The following is a 16,066-nucleotide window of genomic DNA, read 5'->3' on the forward strand; positions in this document are numbered from 1 at the left end:
ATGATACTTTGGGGGATAGACTTGGGCGGAACGAAAATTGAAGGGGTGATCTTAGCGTCTGATACCAAAGAAGTTTTGTTCCGAGAAAGAGTAGCCACCGAAGGCGATCAGGGATATGACCATGTGCTGAATCAGGTCGCCAATCTGATCGAAATTCTAAAATCAAAATCAGGACTGATACCCGAAAAAATAGGCATGGGAACTCCCGGATCTACTGATCCAGAAACAGGCCTACTCAAAAACTGCAATGCCGTTCACCTCAATGGGAAGCCATTAAAAAAAGATCTCGAAGATCGTCTCCAAATTCCATTTACCCTGGCCAATGATGCCAACTGCTTTGCGCTGGCCGAAACCCATATGGGTATAGTCCAGGATCTGGCACCCGATGCGAAAGTGGTCTTCGGGGTAATCATGGGCTCTGGAGTCGGCGGTGGACTGGTGGTCAATGGACAGATCATCAACGGTGCCCATGGAATCGGCGGGGAATGGGGTCACAATTTCTTAGATGAAAGTGGCGGCCCCTGCTACTGTGGCAAAACTGGCTGTACAGAAACAGTGATCGCTGGACCCCATCTGGAAAGATTCTATGACGAGCGGTCTGGTCACAAAAAAGGCCTGAGGCAAATCATGGCAGACAGAGCAACCGACCCCATAGCCCAAGCCACCTACGATCGATTGATACATTTTTATGGAAAGGGGATCTCGACGATCATCAATATGATCGATCCTGACGTCATTGTAATCGGGGGCGGAGTGGGCAACATCGACGAACTCTATACCGAAGGGTTGGAGTCGGTGAAAAAACATGTGTTTAATACCAGCTGCCAAACCAAAATTCTAAAACCTAAATTGGGCGACTCTGCGGGCGTATTTGGAGCCGCCTATTTATAATCCTATGAACGAACAACCTGTCCTTCTGATCACCGGTGCCTCCTCAGGCATTGGCAAAGCTTGTTTCGACTATCTATTTTCTAAAGGCTACAAGGTCTATGGAACCAGCCGCAAACCCGGGGACCAAAATCCCTATCTGCTAAAAATGGATGTGAACAACAAAAAGTCCATCGATGCGGCCATTCGGCACCTGATCAACAAAGAAGGACGAATCGATGTGCTGATCAACAATGCCGGGATATCTGTAGTCGGTGCAGCAGAACTCACCAGCGAAGAAAATGCTCGCCTGCAGATGGAAACCAATTTTTGGGGAGCTGTGCAGGTGACCCATGCCGTATTGCCACATATGCGCAAAAAGCAAACTGGAAAAATCATCAATGTCAGTTCGCTCGCTGGTTTGTTCGCCATTCCTTTTCAAGGATTCTATACCGCCAGCAAACATGCCCTTGAAGGATACAGCGAGGCACTCCGTATGGAACTAAAAGCCATGAACATCCACGTCTCACTGATCGAGCCAGGGGATTTCAAAACAGAAATCTCGCAAAACAGGATTCTCTCGAATGAAAGAGAAGATAAGGATTACAAAAAAGGCTTGGCCGCTGCTATGGAAATCATTGTCAAAGGGGAGCGAAAAGGAGACAAGGCCATCAAAGTCGCCAAGCTCTGTCAAAAAATCATCCAATCTAAACGACCCAAACTGCGCTACCGAATAGGCAAACCACTGGATCTATCTGCAGCAGTCCTAAAAAAAATTTTACCTCAACGACTTTTCGAATGGTTGATCATGGGTCATTATCAACTGAACAAAGCAAAAAAAATATAAGCCAGTCGCAGAATGAGTATTGATATTTTGTGAATAAATTCGATTCAACATGACCGTAAAGGAAAGAATCGTCGCAGTATCCGATCTCTTGGATGCCGCCACTGAGCACATCAACATCCTTAGAAATATCGCCTGGCCCAATCAGGTACAAGTAGCATTTTTCAAAAACAAAATGCAAAAGTTACCCGTGGTGGAATATTCTAAATATGACCCGACCCCTGTATTGGAACTGGTAGGTCAGGTACGAAAACGGCTAGGGATAGACCCTGTCCTCGACGAATGGGCAGGAAGAATTGCTGATCGTCTGGAAAGCAGCGCCCGACTACTGCAGAGCCGAGGTACCCGCGAGTTTTTCGAACATTCTACAGCGATGTATGGCAGTCCCAAGGATATTCTTCCAGATGGAGAAAGTACTGCACTGGATTTGGCTCATCATTTTGGCTCCCTGTTCGAAAACATCAAAAATTTCGATCTGGGTACGCCGGTCAAAGAAGTGGTTTCTCCACAGGAATTGGCCAAAAAAATGGAAAAGGCCATTGACAAAATGTTTGGGGATAAGGGACCTAAGGTCCAATTGGATGACACCATCTCCTCCAAAGCCATCGCAGGTCGACGCAGGGTAGCCATCAATCCCAATGCGGTATTTAGTGACAAGGACATCAAACAGCTGATCGAACATGAAATCCATATCCATGTGGCTACCTCTATGAATGGACAGGCACAAGATCAACTCAAAATCCTCGGTGCAGGACACTCGGGAACTACCGAGACGCAGGAAGGATTGGCTGTATTTTCGGAGTTTATCATGGGCTGCATCGATCTGGAGCGCACCCGGAGATTGTCGGATCGCGTGATTGCCACGCAAATGGCCATCGATGGCGCGGATTTCATTGACGTCTACCAATACTTTTTGGAGAAAACCGACGACCTGAACAAGTCCTACGATGGGGCTAAAAGAGTTTTCAGAGGTGGTGATGTGAAGGGTCGAGCACCCTTCACGAAGGATATCGTGTATCTAGAAGGGCTAGTCAGAGTACAGAGTTTTCTTTCGGTGGCCATCGCGACAGGCAAGTTCGAATACCTGAATCTCCTTTTCTGTGGCAAATTGGATCTGGCGGATATCCCAGCCCTAAAGCAACTCAACGAAATGGGACTAATCCGACCACCGAAATATCTGCCCCCCTGGATTCAGGACAAAAGGTATTTGCTGACTCATCTGACCTTTATTTCTTTCCTCAGTAGCAAAGAATCCACGGTACTTCATGAGCACTATAGGGAATTGTTGGTTTAGGAAATGAATAGTTTGGAAAACCTGCGAGAGGGAACCGTCAAGGGTCAATAAAGTAGAAAAATGCATTTTTCTCGCTTCCGCAGACTGGAGAATGAAGAAAAATCAATTTTTGGGCCTTCCGCGAAGTTGCAGAATGAAGAAAAACGCATTTTTGGGGCTTCCGCACTTTTGGGGAATGGAGAAAAACCAATTTTTGGACCTTCTCCAAGTTGGGGAAGGCTGCCGAACGCATTTTTCTGCTTTCCACAAACTGGGGATTGCCGCCGCATGGATGTTTGGGGTTTAATTGGTAAAGCCTACCGGAAAAATCGGGTCTATTCAGTGAACTGTGTCAACTCTTTAGTCGTTTTTTTGTTGATTTCTTGGGTTGTTCGTCTCACAGCTGGTTATCTACTACAAGAGACTGAAGAGTTGGAAATTTCTTTGATATCACCTTTCTGGTAAGGCCTGTGTATGGTGCGTGTCGTTTGATAATAGAGCCAAAGTAGTGAAAATCTGCCGAACCGACTAGCGAATCGGTAAGAGCTACGTTCCGCCGATCTTTCGGTGCGGCGAACTGACCTCACTATAAGCAATAAAGTCATTTCCCGCAGCAGATGCACGGGTTCGTTCCGCCAAGGCTGGCTAAATGCTCAGTTCGCACATGCATCTATACGCCATGTTACCAGCATTCTTCAATACGTACTAACTAGCAGTGTTGATTTGTAATTGTAAATTGCCAGAGAACTTGGCTCCTTCAGAACATTAATTGCTTTGATGTCTGATTTTTTAAGAGCTTCTAAAAAAGTCCGGTATTCGTGTTCATGTCTAAAAGGTCTTCCATTTATGACAATGATAGGGTTAGGGTTTAATTGCAACCAATCAGACTTTTCTTCAAGAATATACTGATAGGCAGAGTCACCGCTTTTGGAGGTTTGTTCGGAAGCTTTCGTGATGATCGTGATTAAATCATATTTTATAGTTTTTGAACCATTTTGGATTGTTGAATCATTTGAAAGCACTGAAAATTCTAGAACGTCATTAATATCGAGTTCTGCCAAAGTTCTGCCTGCAACTAATTGATTAACAATTTTATCATCAATAGTCAGAATAAACTCCCTATTAGTTGTTAACCCGCTACTGTTAGAGTATTGTTTCACAAGAGACTCTAGTTTGTCACGGTCTTCTTGTGATAAACTTGGTTCCTGAGTGCTACAGCCAATACAAAAAATGATGATTAATAAAAGAAGTAGCTCAGATGGTTTCTTCATGCTATAATTTATTGCTGGTAACAATTTAGTAAAAGAATGCACTTTATGAGCAATGCATCATTCCCAAAAATAACACAATCCCATCCCCACAAAAACCCATGACTTGATTTTACGAGATGGATAGAAACCCAAAGCTTTTCTATCTTTGACCCCCATCAAAAAATTGGACATGAAACTAGTATCCTACAACGTGAACGGAATCCGTGCCGCCATCAAAAAGGGCTTGATCGAATCTTTAGAAAAAATGGAAGCAGATATCGTTTGCTTTCAGGAAACCAAAGCCCAGGATGATCAGGTCAAAGAAGCGCTCGGAGACGTCCCGTACCACATATTCAGCAACAGCGCAGTTAAAAAAGGATACAGCGGTACAGCGATACTTTCTAAAAAAGAACCCATCAGTGTGAGCACTGATATGGGAATCGAAGACCATGATCAGGAAGGTCGCGTGATCACCGCAGAGTTTGAAGAGTTTTTCCTGACCAATGTTTATGTCCCTAATTCCAAAAATGATCTGAGCCGATTGGATTATCGCAAAGGCTGGGATGCGGATTTCAAAGATTACCTGAAAGAGTTGGAAAAAAAGAAACCTGTAATCGTCTGTGGAGACTTTAACGTTGCGCACAAAGATGTGGATCTGGCCCGACCCAAAGCCAACTATGACAAGTCAGCGGGTTTCACCCAGGTAGAAATCGACGGCATGGACAATTTCGTCGGGGCGGGTTTGATCGATTCGTTTCGACACCTGCATCCAGATGCTACGGACAAATACACCTGGTGGAGCTACCGAGCCGGTGCTCGTGAAAGAAATGTGGGCTGGAGGATTGATTATTTTTTGGTGAGCGAATCTATGGCCCCACGCCTCAAAAAAGCAGAAATACATAAAGAATACGAGGAGAGCGATCACTGCCCTGTCAGCATCACGCTGGGCTAATTTGTGTTAAGTGTAAATTTTACGCATCTTTAATCCAGGCTTAACAAGCAAAGACTATTTTTGCACTTTGCCCCTGAATGCAGCGGGCAATTCGTTAGGGTTGAATATGATGAAAACGCTTTACCTCCCACTATTAAGTTGGACATTGCTTATGACTACAGTGGCTTGTACGCCTCAGCAAGAGGAGAAAAAATTTCCCAGAGTTGATGTTCAAGGTCATCGTGGTGCCAGAGGCCTGATGCCCGAAAATACCATTCCGGCTTTTATCAAAGCGCTGGAACTGGGAGTGACAACCTTAGAGCTGGACCTGGCGGTAAACAAAGACAAAGAGCTACTCGTGTCTCATGAACCCTACATGAATCACTTGATCGCATTAGACTCCAGCGGAAATCCAATACCCAAGGAAGAAGAAGTCAATCATAACATCTATCAGATGACCTATGATGAGATTAAGCGCTACGATGTGGGTTCGAAATTCGTGAAGCGTTTTCCCGAACAAGAAAAGTTGAAGGTTCACAAGCCTTTGCTCAGAGAAGTCGTCGATGCTGTCAATCAGTATCGAGAAGAACATCAACTGGGCGAAATACGTTATAACATAGAAATTAAAAGTCTACCTTTAGGAGACAGCATCTATCACCCAGCACCGGCAGAGTTTTGCCAATTGGTTTATGATTTTGTTCAGTCGCACATGGATCCTAAAAATGTCAATGTGCAGTCCTTCGATTTCAGGATTCTTCAGTATTACCACGAAAACTATCCCGAAATTGAGTTGGCCATGCTGATCGAAAACAGCCTGTCTATTGATGAAAATTTGACAGACCTCGGGTTTATTCCAGAGATATATAGTTGTTATCACCCCTTACTAGATAGTCAAAAGGTTGAGTATCTGAAAGCTAAAAATATGAAGGTGATACCCTGGACAGTCAATGAAGAAGAAGACATAAAAAAAGTACTCAATTGGGGAGTAGACGGGATTATTTCTGATTACCCCGATAGAGTTTTAAAACTTTTTGAGAAGTAAATTGCACGCGAGAAAAAGAGAGAAGAAATATGGATTTTCCAAGTTTAAGTGACATTAAGAGAGCGCATACACGCATCGCTCCTTATATCTACAACACACAGATTATGACTTCCAGTACCATAGACGAAATGGTAGGTGGACAGGTATTCTTCAAGTGTGAAAACTTTCAAAAGATTGGCGCCTTCAAAATGAGAGGTGCGGCTAATGTGATCATGTCCTACCGACCAGAGGAAAGAAGTGCTGGTTTTGCGACACACTCGTCAGGGAATCATGCCCAGGCAGTAGCCAAAGCAGCAGCAGAAGCAGGTGTAAAAGCCTACATCGTGATGCCTCACAATGCGCCTCCGGTAAAAATCGATGCGGTAAAGGGATATGGGGCTGAAATCACATTTTGTGAACCAACGGAAGAGGACAGAGCAAAGACCTGTAGAGAGGTAATCGAAAGAACCGGCGCAATTCAGGTACACCCCTACAATGACGCACGAATCATCGCGGGTCAGGCTACCGCTGCAAAGGAATTTATCGAAGAACAACCAGAACTGGATTTTATGATCACGCCAGTAGGTGGTGGTGGTTTGGCAGCAGGATCTGCATTGACACTAGGTCACGTGAGCCCAACGACCAAAATGATTTTGGCAGAACCAGAAGCAGTCAACGATACTTACCTATCCTTCAAGTCTGGAAAATTGCAAGGAGTAAAAGACCCTAAGTCAGTAGCCGATGGATTGCTAGTATCTGTAGGTCAGCTCAACTTCGAAATCATCAAAGAATATGTCCATGACATCTACTGTGTTTCGGAAGAAGAGATCATTCAAGCCATGCGCTTGGTTTGGGAAAGAATGAAATTGGTCATCGAACCCTCAAGTGCCGTAGCAGTAGCTGCCTTGTTGAAACACAAAGAAAAATTCGCTGGCAAAAAAACCGGAATCATCATTACGGGCGGAAATGTTCAGGTTAACGACCTACCTTTCTGATTCAATCTTTTGAAAGAAATTAAAGGCCTGCTTATTGAGCAGGCCTTTTTTGTTTCCATGCGGTTTACACGAACGGTTATGAGTCCTCCCGATTCTCAGCTATATTCATGGAAAATTTAGCTTTCATGAAAAATAACATTTACTACCTGTCTCTTTTTTTACTCCTATTGGCCTGTGAGCCCAAAGAATCTACCTCTCCAGTAGAAGCTGCCTTCAGCCTTTCACCAGAAGTGACCATTGCAGATCTAAAACAGGGATACGCAGATTCTTCCTTTAGCATATCTGAAGTCACCCAATTCTATCTGGACCGAATTCAGGCCATCGACCAAAGTGGCCCAAAACTGAACGCGGTATTGACAGTCAACCCTGACGCCATGAAAATCGCCGAGCAACTGGATCTGGAAATGCGCAATGGTCAAATCCGCGGACCCCTTCACGGTATACCCATTTTACTCAAAGACAACATTGACACGCGAGACAAAATGCCATGCACAGCAGGTTCGGTCATCATGAAAGAATCTTATCCAGATGCAGATAGTCCGCTTGCTGCACAGCTTCGAATCGCCGGGGCAATTATTTTAGGCAAAGCCAACCTGAGCGAGTGGGCCAATTTTCATTCTAGTTATTCTTCTAGTGGCTGGAGTGCACTGGGAGGACAAACCAAAAACCCCTATGACCTGAGTCGAAATCCATGTGGGTCGAGTGCAGGATCTGGTGCGGCTGTTTCTGCCAATCTCTGCGTGATTGCCATCGGTACAGAAACAAACGGATCCATCGTATGCCCATCCAATGCCAATGGTGTCGTGGGTATCAAGCCGACTGTCGGGCTCATCAGCCGAACGGGCATCATTCCGATTTCTTTTACACAAGACACAGGCGGGCCTATGGCCCGAAATATGACCGATGCGGTTATTGCTCTAGGAACGCTCACTAGCGAAGATGAAAATGACAGCAAAACTTTAAATCCAGATCGTGTGGCACTTAAAGACTACACACCCTATTTGAAAAAGGATGGATTGAAAGGAAAGAAAATTGGATTCTACAAAGAAGCACTCAAAGGACATAAAATCTTAACTTCTATCATGGAACAAGCCATTGACGACATGGAAGCGCAGGGAGCTGAGGTAGTAGAAATCGAAAACCTATTGCCATCAGAAGCTGAAGGAGATTCATATCAGGTATTGTTGTACGAATTCAAAGCAGGACTGAATGAGTACTTCGAGAATCTGGGAGAAGATGCTCCAGTGAAAAGCCTAAGTGAATTAGTAGAAAAGACCCTTGCTGATTCTGTGGAGATGAAATATTTTGATCACCAGATTTTGATCGATGCTGAGAAAAAAGGTGGACTGGATGAAGATGAATATCAAACCGCTCTGACCAGTATGCTGAAAGCCTCACGCGAAGAAGGTATCGATAAGGTGATGAACGAACTGGATCTGGATGCGATCATCGGACCTACCGGTTCACCTGCATGGCAGACTGATGAATTGAATGGAGACAACTATTCCATCTATAGTTCTTCGCCAGCAGCGATCGCTGGCTACCCTAGCATCTCTGTACCCATGGGTAATGTAGATGGCATGCCAGTAGGTATTTCATTTTTTGGACAAGCATGGACAGAAGCCAAACTGATCGAAATTGCCTATGCCTACGAACAAAGTACACAGCATCGTTTGACACCAGAGTTCAAAGACTAAACCCCTATTTGTATTGGGTATAAAACAAAAAAGGACAGCCAAATAGCTGTCCTTTCTTTTTCAGTTGATTTTCAATCAACCATAAATTTCATTTAAGATTCCTGCCAATCGAACACCAGCTTTGAGCAATCGCTCGTTTACTGTTCCGATGTGTTTGTAGTTGTACTCATAGGACAACCTACCGTTTTCTGGAATATCATAGATGGCCTCACGATAACCCATCGCTTCCTGAATCCAGACGTCAATGCCATCAGATTGCCATTGATCTCTTTCTTCGGTGGTCACATGATTGATCCATTTAGTATATTCAGTAAAACTCAACTGCTGATAATCGATCAATCCACTATCCCAAACGCGGTGCAAGTTCGACTTTTCCCACATGAACTCCACTTTGACATCATTTCCTCCTTTGTCTTCTCCATTGCCCACATGCAGAGGTTGATGAACATCCGCCACTACGTGAACAAGATATTTCAAATTCTCCAATTCGGTACCGTGGGTAAATTGTTTTGATTTCAATTCCTTAACCAACCTTTCGATGGTAGCGACTACATCTCCTTGCTCTGGTGTACCTACTTCTTCATAAGTTTTACCATCAGGAATAGTACAGTAGTGCCATGGCGTCATGTAATCATAGTCATCATTCGATCGAATAAAATCCATGTAGTTACCCACCATGTTTAAGTGCTCGTGTTTCAGGATTTTATGAATTTCATTTTTGGCCTTTCTGTCCAGATGCCAATAGGCGATATCGCCAACTACTCTGTGTCCTGTTTTTCCCCATCCCAATACAGTAAGTGAAGAAAATACCAGAACGATACTCAGAAAACTTCTCATATGATGTTGCTATTTAATTTGCCCTAAAGTTTCTCTTTTTTGAGAGAAAGCACAAATCGCTCCAATTATTTTATTGTTAGATAAAGGGACGATCTATAAATGCCTATATGAGCAAAATGAATTCAGAAATACAGTAGGCCTAAAATGAAATCAGCACGTCGAGCGACGTGCTGAAATACCAACCTAACCTTAACATCCGGGTTTCGAAAAACCCGAAACATCAATAATACTAACTAGAACTTATTACTATAGACTAAATGTAAAATGGCGGCTAAAGGTTTCATTTGATCAAAAAATAATTACCAAAGGGTCTGATTAAGAATATCAAGAGTCGTTAAATGGACATACCTTTGTCGGAATCGACGAGTTTTATCACAGCCAAAATCATTTTTGGTCAAACCCATTAGTATTGAAAAGCAAAGAGCTACTATCGATATACAAAGCGGATAGTCAGGTGGCTGGTCTGGCCGACCGAATCAAAGCCAACGAAAATATTCAGGTTAAAATAAAAGGATTGGTGGGTAGCATGGATGCTATCGTCGCAGCAGCGGTATTTCAAAAAAATCACCAAAACCACATCTTCGTTCTTCACGAAAAAGAAGAAGCGGCCTACTTTCATAACGACCTTCAGAATTTGTTGGGAGACAAAGAAGTGCTGCTTTTTCCCTCTTCGTACAAACGTCCCTATCAATTCGAAGAGACCGAAAATGCCAACATCCTGATGCGAGCCGAAATCCTCAATCGCATCAACAACAAGTCAAGTGCTGGAGAGCTAATAGTCACTTACCCTGAGGCGCTCACCGAAAAAGTAATCAACAAGAAATCCCTCGTCGAGAACACCTGGACTGCCAAAGTGGGTGAAGCTGTAGATACCGATTTTCTAAGTGAACTTTTGATCACCTATGGATTTGAGAAGGATGACTTTGTATACGAACCCGGTCAGTTTGCCATTCGAGGGGGAATCATCGATGTTTATTCCTATGCAGGCGAGTTGCCTTTTCGTATCGAACTATTCGGAGATGAAATAGAGAGTATCAGGACTTTTGATCCCGAAACCCAACTTTCGAAAGACAATCAAAAGCAAGTCAACATCATCCCCAATATCCAAACGAAACTATTGGAAGAGCAGCGCCAATCCTTCATGGATTATGTGCCCAACAATACTAAAATCTGGGTAAAGGATCTGCAGCAAACACTGGATGTAATAGACAAGTATTTCGAAAAAGCTACGGATAGCTTCACTTCGATCATGGAGGCCAGTGACCAATCAAGCATCGTGATGAAACCGGATCAGTTGTTCGAAACAAGTAGCAGCTTCGAGTCAGCGATAGAAAAATATGCGAAGATCGAATTCGGCAACCGGTACTATTTTAAAAACGCCGACAGCTTCAGTTTCGAAGCATCGGGACAACCCTCATTCCAAAAGAACTTTGAGCTGATGGCTGAAAGTTTCGAGGACTTCCAGCAAAAAGATTTTGCCACCATAATCGCTTCTGAGTCTGAAAAGCCGATTTCTCAGCTCAACTCGATTTTTGATGAAATCAATCCCTTCATCAAGTTCGATAGCCTGATCCTCAGTTTGAGAGAAGGTTTTGTGGATAAAAATGCGCGCCTGGCTTTATTCACCGACCACCAACTGTTCGAGCGATATCATCGATTCGCCGTCCGCAAAAAGCATTCTAAATCCAAAGCGCTCACACTAAAAGAGCTTCGTACCCTCAACCCTGGCGACTATATCGTACATGTCGATCATGGGATTGGTCGATTTGCTGGCCTGGATACGGTAGAGGTCAATGGCAACAAACAGGAATCTGTAAGAATTGTTTACCGAGATGATGATTTGCTTTATCTCAGTATTCATTCCCTCCACAAAATATCGAAGTATAGCGGCAAGGAAAGTGCACCCCCTCAAGTCAACAAATTGGGGTCACCCGAGTGGGAAACCAAAAAGAAAAAGGTAAGAGGAAAAGTAAAGGACATTGCCAAGGAGCTAATTGCACTCTATGCCAAAAGGAAAGCCGCTCCAGGTTTCGCTTTTTCCGAGGATACTTATCATCAGACCGAATTGGAAACTTCCTTCCTCTATGAAGATACACCTGATCAGGGCAAAGCATCCGATGATGTAAAAGCAGATATGCAAAAAGCCCACCCTATGGATCGGCTGGTCTGCGGAGATGTGGGGTTTGGCAAAACCGAGGTGGCGATACGTGCGGCCTTCAAAGCAGCCATCGAAGGCAAACAAGTGGCAGTTTTGGTTCCAACTACGATTCTGGCCATGCAGCATTACCACACATTCAAAAATCGTTTGGAGAACTTTGCTGTAGAAGTGGAATTCATCAATCGCTTCAGAACCACCAAAGAAATCAAGGAAATCCTAAAGCGAACAGCAGAGGGAAAAGTCAATATCCTGATCGGAACCCACCGCATCGTCAACAAAGACGTGAAGTTTCAGGATCTGGGTCTATTGATCATAGACGAAGAGCAAAAGTTCGGCGTAAAAATAAAGGACAAGCTAAAAGAAATGAAAGTCAATGTGGATACGCTTACCTTGAGCGCCACGCCGATTCCAAGGACTCTGCATTTTTCATTGATGGGGGCGAGAGACCTTAGCATCATCGCGACTCCTCCGCCTAATCGCCAACCAGTAACTACGGAACTACATGTCTTCAGTGAAGAAGTCACGCGAGATTCCATCAGTTATGAATTGCGTCGGGGGGGTCAGGTGTTTTTCGTTCACAATAAAGTGAGCGATATCGAAAGCATCGCCAACCTGATTCATCGACTCGTACCTGATGCCAGAGTTGGGGTAGCTCATGGCCAGATGGAAGGGCCCAAGTTGGAGAAGGTGATGCTAAAGTTCATCGAGGGAGAATATGACGTATTGGTGTCTACCAATATCATCGAATCAGGTTTAGATATTCCCAATGCCAACACAATCATCATCAACTCCGCTCAAAATTTCGGATTATCCGATTTGCACCAAATGCGTGGGCGCGTGGGCCGATCCAATAAAAAAGCTTTCTGCTACATGTTTACCCCACCTACGAGTAAACTTTCTTCAGATGCCAGAAAAAGACTTAGCGCCCTGGAAGAATTTACAGACTTAGGCGATGGATTTAAAGTAGCCATGCGAGATCTTGATATTCGCGGGGCTGGCAATCTTTTGGGAGGAGAGCAGAGTGGATTTATCACGGATATTGGTTTCGACATGTATCACACGATTTTGGATGAAGCGGTACAGGACCTGAAAGAAAACGAGTTCAAAGAACTCTTCGCAGATCAGAAAGTTGACCTGGAAAAGGCGCTGATTCAAGACTGCGTGATCGAAACGGATTTAGAAATCCTGATTCCGGAAGAGTATGTGAAAAACATTACTGAACGACTGAGCCTTTATACCCAGCTAGACAATATCAAAACCAATAGCGAATTAGCCGTATTTGCTCAGTCGGTCGAAGATCGATTCGGCAAAATTCCACAATCGGTATTAGACCTTTTCGAAACGGTGAAATTGCGTTGGTTAGCCATCGACCTGGGGTTCGAAAAAATCGTGATCAAGAATGGACGTATGAGATGCTACTTCCCTCCTCAAGATCATGACAGATATTACACCTCTCCAGTTTTCGGTAAGGTGATGGGCTACATCCAACAGCACCCAAAGGATTATCAAATCAAGGAAATGAAAGGCAAGTTGATGCTGATCATCAAAGGAGTAGATGATATCGCAGTATCGATCGAACAATTAGATCGGATCAAGTCTTCTTTTTGATTTAGATTTGGAAAAAAGGCGCTAGAAGCACTTTAAACCATGCTTGATCAGAAAACTGTACATCAGCAAAATTTGTATTTGTACTCAGGTGCGCTATTGGCCTATGCGTTCTACTACATAAGTAGAATACCTATGGACTATGGAAGCTGTCCTCTTTGCGATGCCCATCAGTACACTTTGGTTTATCGTTTTTTCGAAGAAGGTTTTTTCAGTCAAATCAAATTCCCCTATTACAATAGACCCCTGGTGCCCTGGCTAGCAAGTTTGATTCCTGACACAGCTATCAGGACGCATTTTGATATTATCAACTTTGGGTTTTTTCTCATTAGCATCGTAGCAATCCGGCAGCTATGGTTAGAGTTGAAAATCAATTTTTTGTTTCAAGTTTTGGGATTTGCATGGCTTTGTATTCACTGGACGGGAATCATTCGCTACAATCTCCACGACAATATCACCGTAGATGTACCTGTATATTTCTTTCAGGCCTTTGCGCTACTAGCATTTTTTCAAAATAAATTGAAGTGGCTCTATCTGATCACACCATTGGCTCTTTTGCAGAAAGAGTCTTTTTTGGCCATGCATGTGGTTTTGATTGGCCTTCATTTTTTTGATAAAAGAAAAACAGAAGCATGGAAAGGAGGAAAGCACTTGCTTCTCTCCTTGGTTTTCGCAATCGTTATCCAAAAGGGTATCCTATCTCTCTTGCCCGAATATGAAGACCAGCGTTCGTCCATAGGTGCCTTGCTCTATCATGGACGCTGGGCGCTGGAAGATCCCACTCGCTTTGCTCGTTGGTTCGCCGCTTTTGGTTTGGCCTATGGGGTTTTGCCTTTTATAGCACTTTTTCTTTTCCGATTGAAAAGGCTATTTGACTTTAGGTATCAAACTTTGGTGACATTGAGTTTGATGTATTGTTTTTTTGGAATATTGGCTGGAGAAGATCAAATCCGAATACTTTTTCTCGGCTTCCCTTTTATCATGTCAATCTCTTTGCTCGAATTGCAGCGATGTCCCAGATCCATTTCGATACCAGCTATTGTTTTGAGCTTAGTTTCACTCCGCCTCTATCCATTCTACATAGTTACAGCATGGGCCACAGATTTTGCACCTTTAGCCTACGTCTGGAAATGGTTCGCCTATTTCGTTTTTTCGACCTTGATACTCTTCGGAATTTACTTATTTCAGAAAAGGAAAATAAAGGGTAAGGGTACTTAATACTAAATATTTTGCATTTTATCCAGGCTTATTCACTTATGGCAATTGTTCCATATGTCTGACTTGAGCCTCACCATCTACTACGATCTTATTCTTTTCTTTATCGAATATCTGTGTTTTGATAGTAGCAATATGTTTTCCCTCCATCGTTTCAGTTATCTCCATCCTCACCTCATATGCTTGATCTGGAAATACAGGTCTTTTGAATGAAAGGTTTTGAGACAAATACAACGTTCCTTGACCTGGGAAATCCATCCCCAACACCTTTGAAATAAAAGCTGCGGAAAATATTCCATGCGCTATTGGTTGTTTGAAGGGAGTCGTTGCAGCATAATCGGCATCTAGATGAAGCGGGTTTTTGTCTCCCGAGATTTCTGCGAATAAATTTATTTGCTCTTGCGTAATACTGAACTCCGTTTGGTATTGATCTCCTACTTTTAACATGCTTTCAAATTTTTGGCAATATTAATCGATTCGTACCTGAACGCCATCATAGCTATCATCTACTTCTCCATCACCATCCCAATCGAGGGTAGCTCGAAACCTCACTCGATTACCTTGAATACGATAGTCGTATTTTGTAATACCGTTTTCTGACTCCATCACCAGTGAGTCATTTTCAATCCACCATTTTCCAAGCGTAGTATTGAAATTTTGTCCATCCAGCGTGAAATACTGAGATGCAAAAGTGCTGTCTGAATTAAAGGTCGTTTCGATGGGTTTTATTTTTAATACTTCTTCCCATTCACCTTCATTTGCTTGAAGCAAGGAGTCATTCTTTTTCATCCGCTTCATGGTTACCAACAAGGTTACATTAGCCCACGTACCAATCAGAGGGTTTTCTTTCAGGTTGGTTTGTGCTTGATTCTGTTCTTTTTTTTCATTGGTACATGCGCCCAACATCAGACAAAATAAAGCCATTGGAATTAATCTTTTCATGAATTAAAGATATGGCTTAAGCTATAGAAAAATAGATTTTCTCGAATTGACATGGATACAAACGTATAAATAATTAATTTGAGACATCTTATTACGCAAATAATACTACGATTATGAACTTATTGAAACCAACTATCGCTTTGCTTATCTGCATGCAGGCGATGATGGCCCACGCCCAAAAAGAACCTGTCAAATTTTCCAAAGACATCATGCGAAAGGATTTAGAAATGACACACTACGAAAAAGACTCGTCTGCTAGTGCCGTTATTCTTTGCGACTATGGTCGATCATGGATTGATTATGGATCTGAACAGTTTCAAGTCAAACATGAGAGAATAACACGTATCAAAATCCTGAACAAAGACGGATATAAATATGCGGATCATTCTTTTACCCTGTAAAGGGATGGTAGTTCAGAAGAAACTTATAAT

Annotated in this window: 15 protein-coding genes; 11 read left to right on the forward strand and 4 right to left on the reverse strand. The window is 43.2% G+C overall.

The annotated features are described in order from the left end of the window. From N7U62_RS16600 to N7U62_RS16615, 4 genes are read left to right on the forward strand one after another with little or no spacing between them, the layout of a single operon-like run. Positions 1–891: an ROK family protein gene (locus N7U62_RS16600; RefSeq protein ID WP_264139160.1), complete on the forward strand. Its 891-nt coding sequence runs from the start codon at positions 1–3 to the stop codon at positions 889–891. Between the two features lie 4 nt (positions 892–895). Continuing rightward, a complete protein-coding gene (locus N7U62_RS16605; protein ID WP_264139161.1) occupies positions 896–1,714 on the forward strand; it encodes an SDR family oxidoreductase in 819 nt (272 codons plus the stop codon). Positions 1,715–1,763: 49 nt separating this feature from the next. Further along, positions 1,764–3,005 carry a peptidase MATCAP family protein gene (locus N7U62_RS16610; protein WP_264139162.1) on the forward strand — a complete coding sequence of 414 codons (1,242 nt, stop codon included), beginning with the start codon at positions 1,764–1,766 and terminating at the stop codon, positions 3,003–3,005. 60 nt (positions 3,006–3,065) lie between these two features. Then, a complete protein-coding gene (locus N7U62_RS16615; RefSeq protein ID WP_264139163.1) occupies positions 3,066–3,449 on the forward strand; it encodes a hypothetical protein in 384 nt (127 codons plus the stop codon). A gap of 230 nt (positions 3,450–3,679) precedes the next feature. Here N7U62_RS16615 and N7U62_RS16620 read toward each other — a convergent pair whose 3' ends face one another. Next, complete coding sequence (locus N7U62_RS16620; protein ID WP_264139165.1) at positions 3,680–4,255, reverse strand: hypothetical protein; 576 nt, start codon at positions 4,253–4,255, stop codon at positions 3,680–3,682. A 169-nt stretch (positions 4,256–4,424) separates the two neighbouring features. On the opposite strand from N7U62_RS16620, the gene N7U62_RS16625 reads away from it, so the two are divergent. From N7U62_RS16625 to N7U62_RS16640, 4 genes are all read left to right on the forward strand, one after another. Next, complete coding sequence (locus N7U62_RS16625) at positions 4,425–5,186, forward strand: exodeoxyribonuclease III (RefSeq protein WP_264139166.1); 762 nt, start codon at positions 4,425–4,427, stop codon at positions 5,184–5,186. Between the two features lie 106 nt (positions 5,187–5,292). After that, a complete protein-coding gene (locus N7U62_RS16630) occupies positions 5,293–6,207 on the forward strand; it encodes a glycerophosphodiester phosphodiesterase (RefSeq protein WP_264139168.1) in 915 nt (304 codons plus the stop codon). A 29-nt stretch (positions 6,208–6,236) separates the two neighbouring features. Continuing rightward, complete coding sequence (locus tag N7U62_RS16635; protein WP_264139169.1) at positions 6,237–7,181, forward strand: pyridoxal-phosphate dependent enzyme; 945 nt, start codon at positions 6,237–6,239, stop codon at positions 7,179–7,181. A gap of 125 nt (positions 7,182–7,306) precedes the next feature. After that, a complete protein-coding gene (locus N7U62_RS16640) occupies positions 7,307–8,878 on the forward strand; it encodes an amidase (RefSeq protein ID WP_264139171.1) in 1,572 nt (523 codons plus the stop codon). Positions 8,879–8,953: 75 nt separating this feature from the next. Here the strand turns inward: N7U62_RS16640 and N7U62_RS16645 are convergent, their stop codons facing one another. Beyond that, a complete protein-coding gene (locus tag N7U62_RS16645; protein ID WP_264139172.1) occupies positions 8,954–9,715 on the reverse strand; it encodes a S1/P1 nuclease in 762 nt (253 codons plus the stop codon). 409 nt (positions 9,716–10,124) lie between these two features. Here N7U62_RS16645 and mfd point away from each other — a divergent pair, with 409 nt between their 5' ends. Then, a complete protein-coding gene (gene mfd / locus N7U62_RS16650; RefSeq protein WP_264139173.1) occupies positions 10,125–13,481 on the forward strand; it encodes a transcription-repair coupling factor in 3,357 nt (1,118 codons plus the stop codon). Positions 13,482–13,520: 39 nt separating this feature from the next. Continuing rightward, positions 13,521–14,696 carry a hypothetical protein gene (locus tag N7U62_RS16655; protein WP_264139174.1) on the forward strand — a complete coding sequence of 392 codons (1,176 nt, stop codon included), beginning with the start codon at positions 13,521–13,523 and terminating at the stop codon, positions 14,694–14,696. A 36-nt stretch (positions 14,697–14,732) separates the two neighbouring features. Here N7U62_RS16655 and N7U62_RS16660 read toward each other — a convergent pair whose 3' ends face one another. Together N7U62_RS16660 and N7U62_RS16665 are read right to left on the reverse strand one after the other, a co-directional pair. After that, positions 14,733–15,140, reverse strand: a complete 408-nt coding sequence (locus N7U62_RS16660; protein ID WP_264139175.1) for a MaoC family dehydratase — start codon at positions 15,138–15,140, stop codon at positions 14,733–14,735. A 21-nt stretch (positions 15,141–15,161) separates the two neighbouring features. Then, on the reverse strand, positions 15,162–15,635 hold the full coding sequence (locus N7U62_RS16665; protein ID WP_264139176.1) for a hypothetical protein: 474 nt from the start codon (positions 15,633–15,635) through the stop codon (positions 15,162–15,164). A 113-nt stretch (positions 15,636–15,748) separates the two neighbouring features. Here N7U62_RS16665 and N7U62_RS16670 point away from each other — a divergent pair, with 113 nt between their 5' ends. Next, positions 15,749–16,036: a hypothetical protein gene (locus tag N7U62_RS16670; RefSeq protein ID WP_264139177.1), complete on the forward strand. Its 288-nt coding sequence runs from the start codon at positions 15,749–15,751 to the stop codon at positions 16,034–16,036. Positions 16,037–16,066: the final 30 nt, after the last annotated feature.

Origin of the sequence: Reichenbachiella ulvae, assembly GCF_025833875.1 — a bacterium.
GTDB classification, from domain to species: domain Bacteria; phylum Bacteroidota; class Bacteroidia; order Cytophagales; family Cyclobacteriaceae; genus Reichenbachiella; species Reichenbachiella ulvae.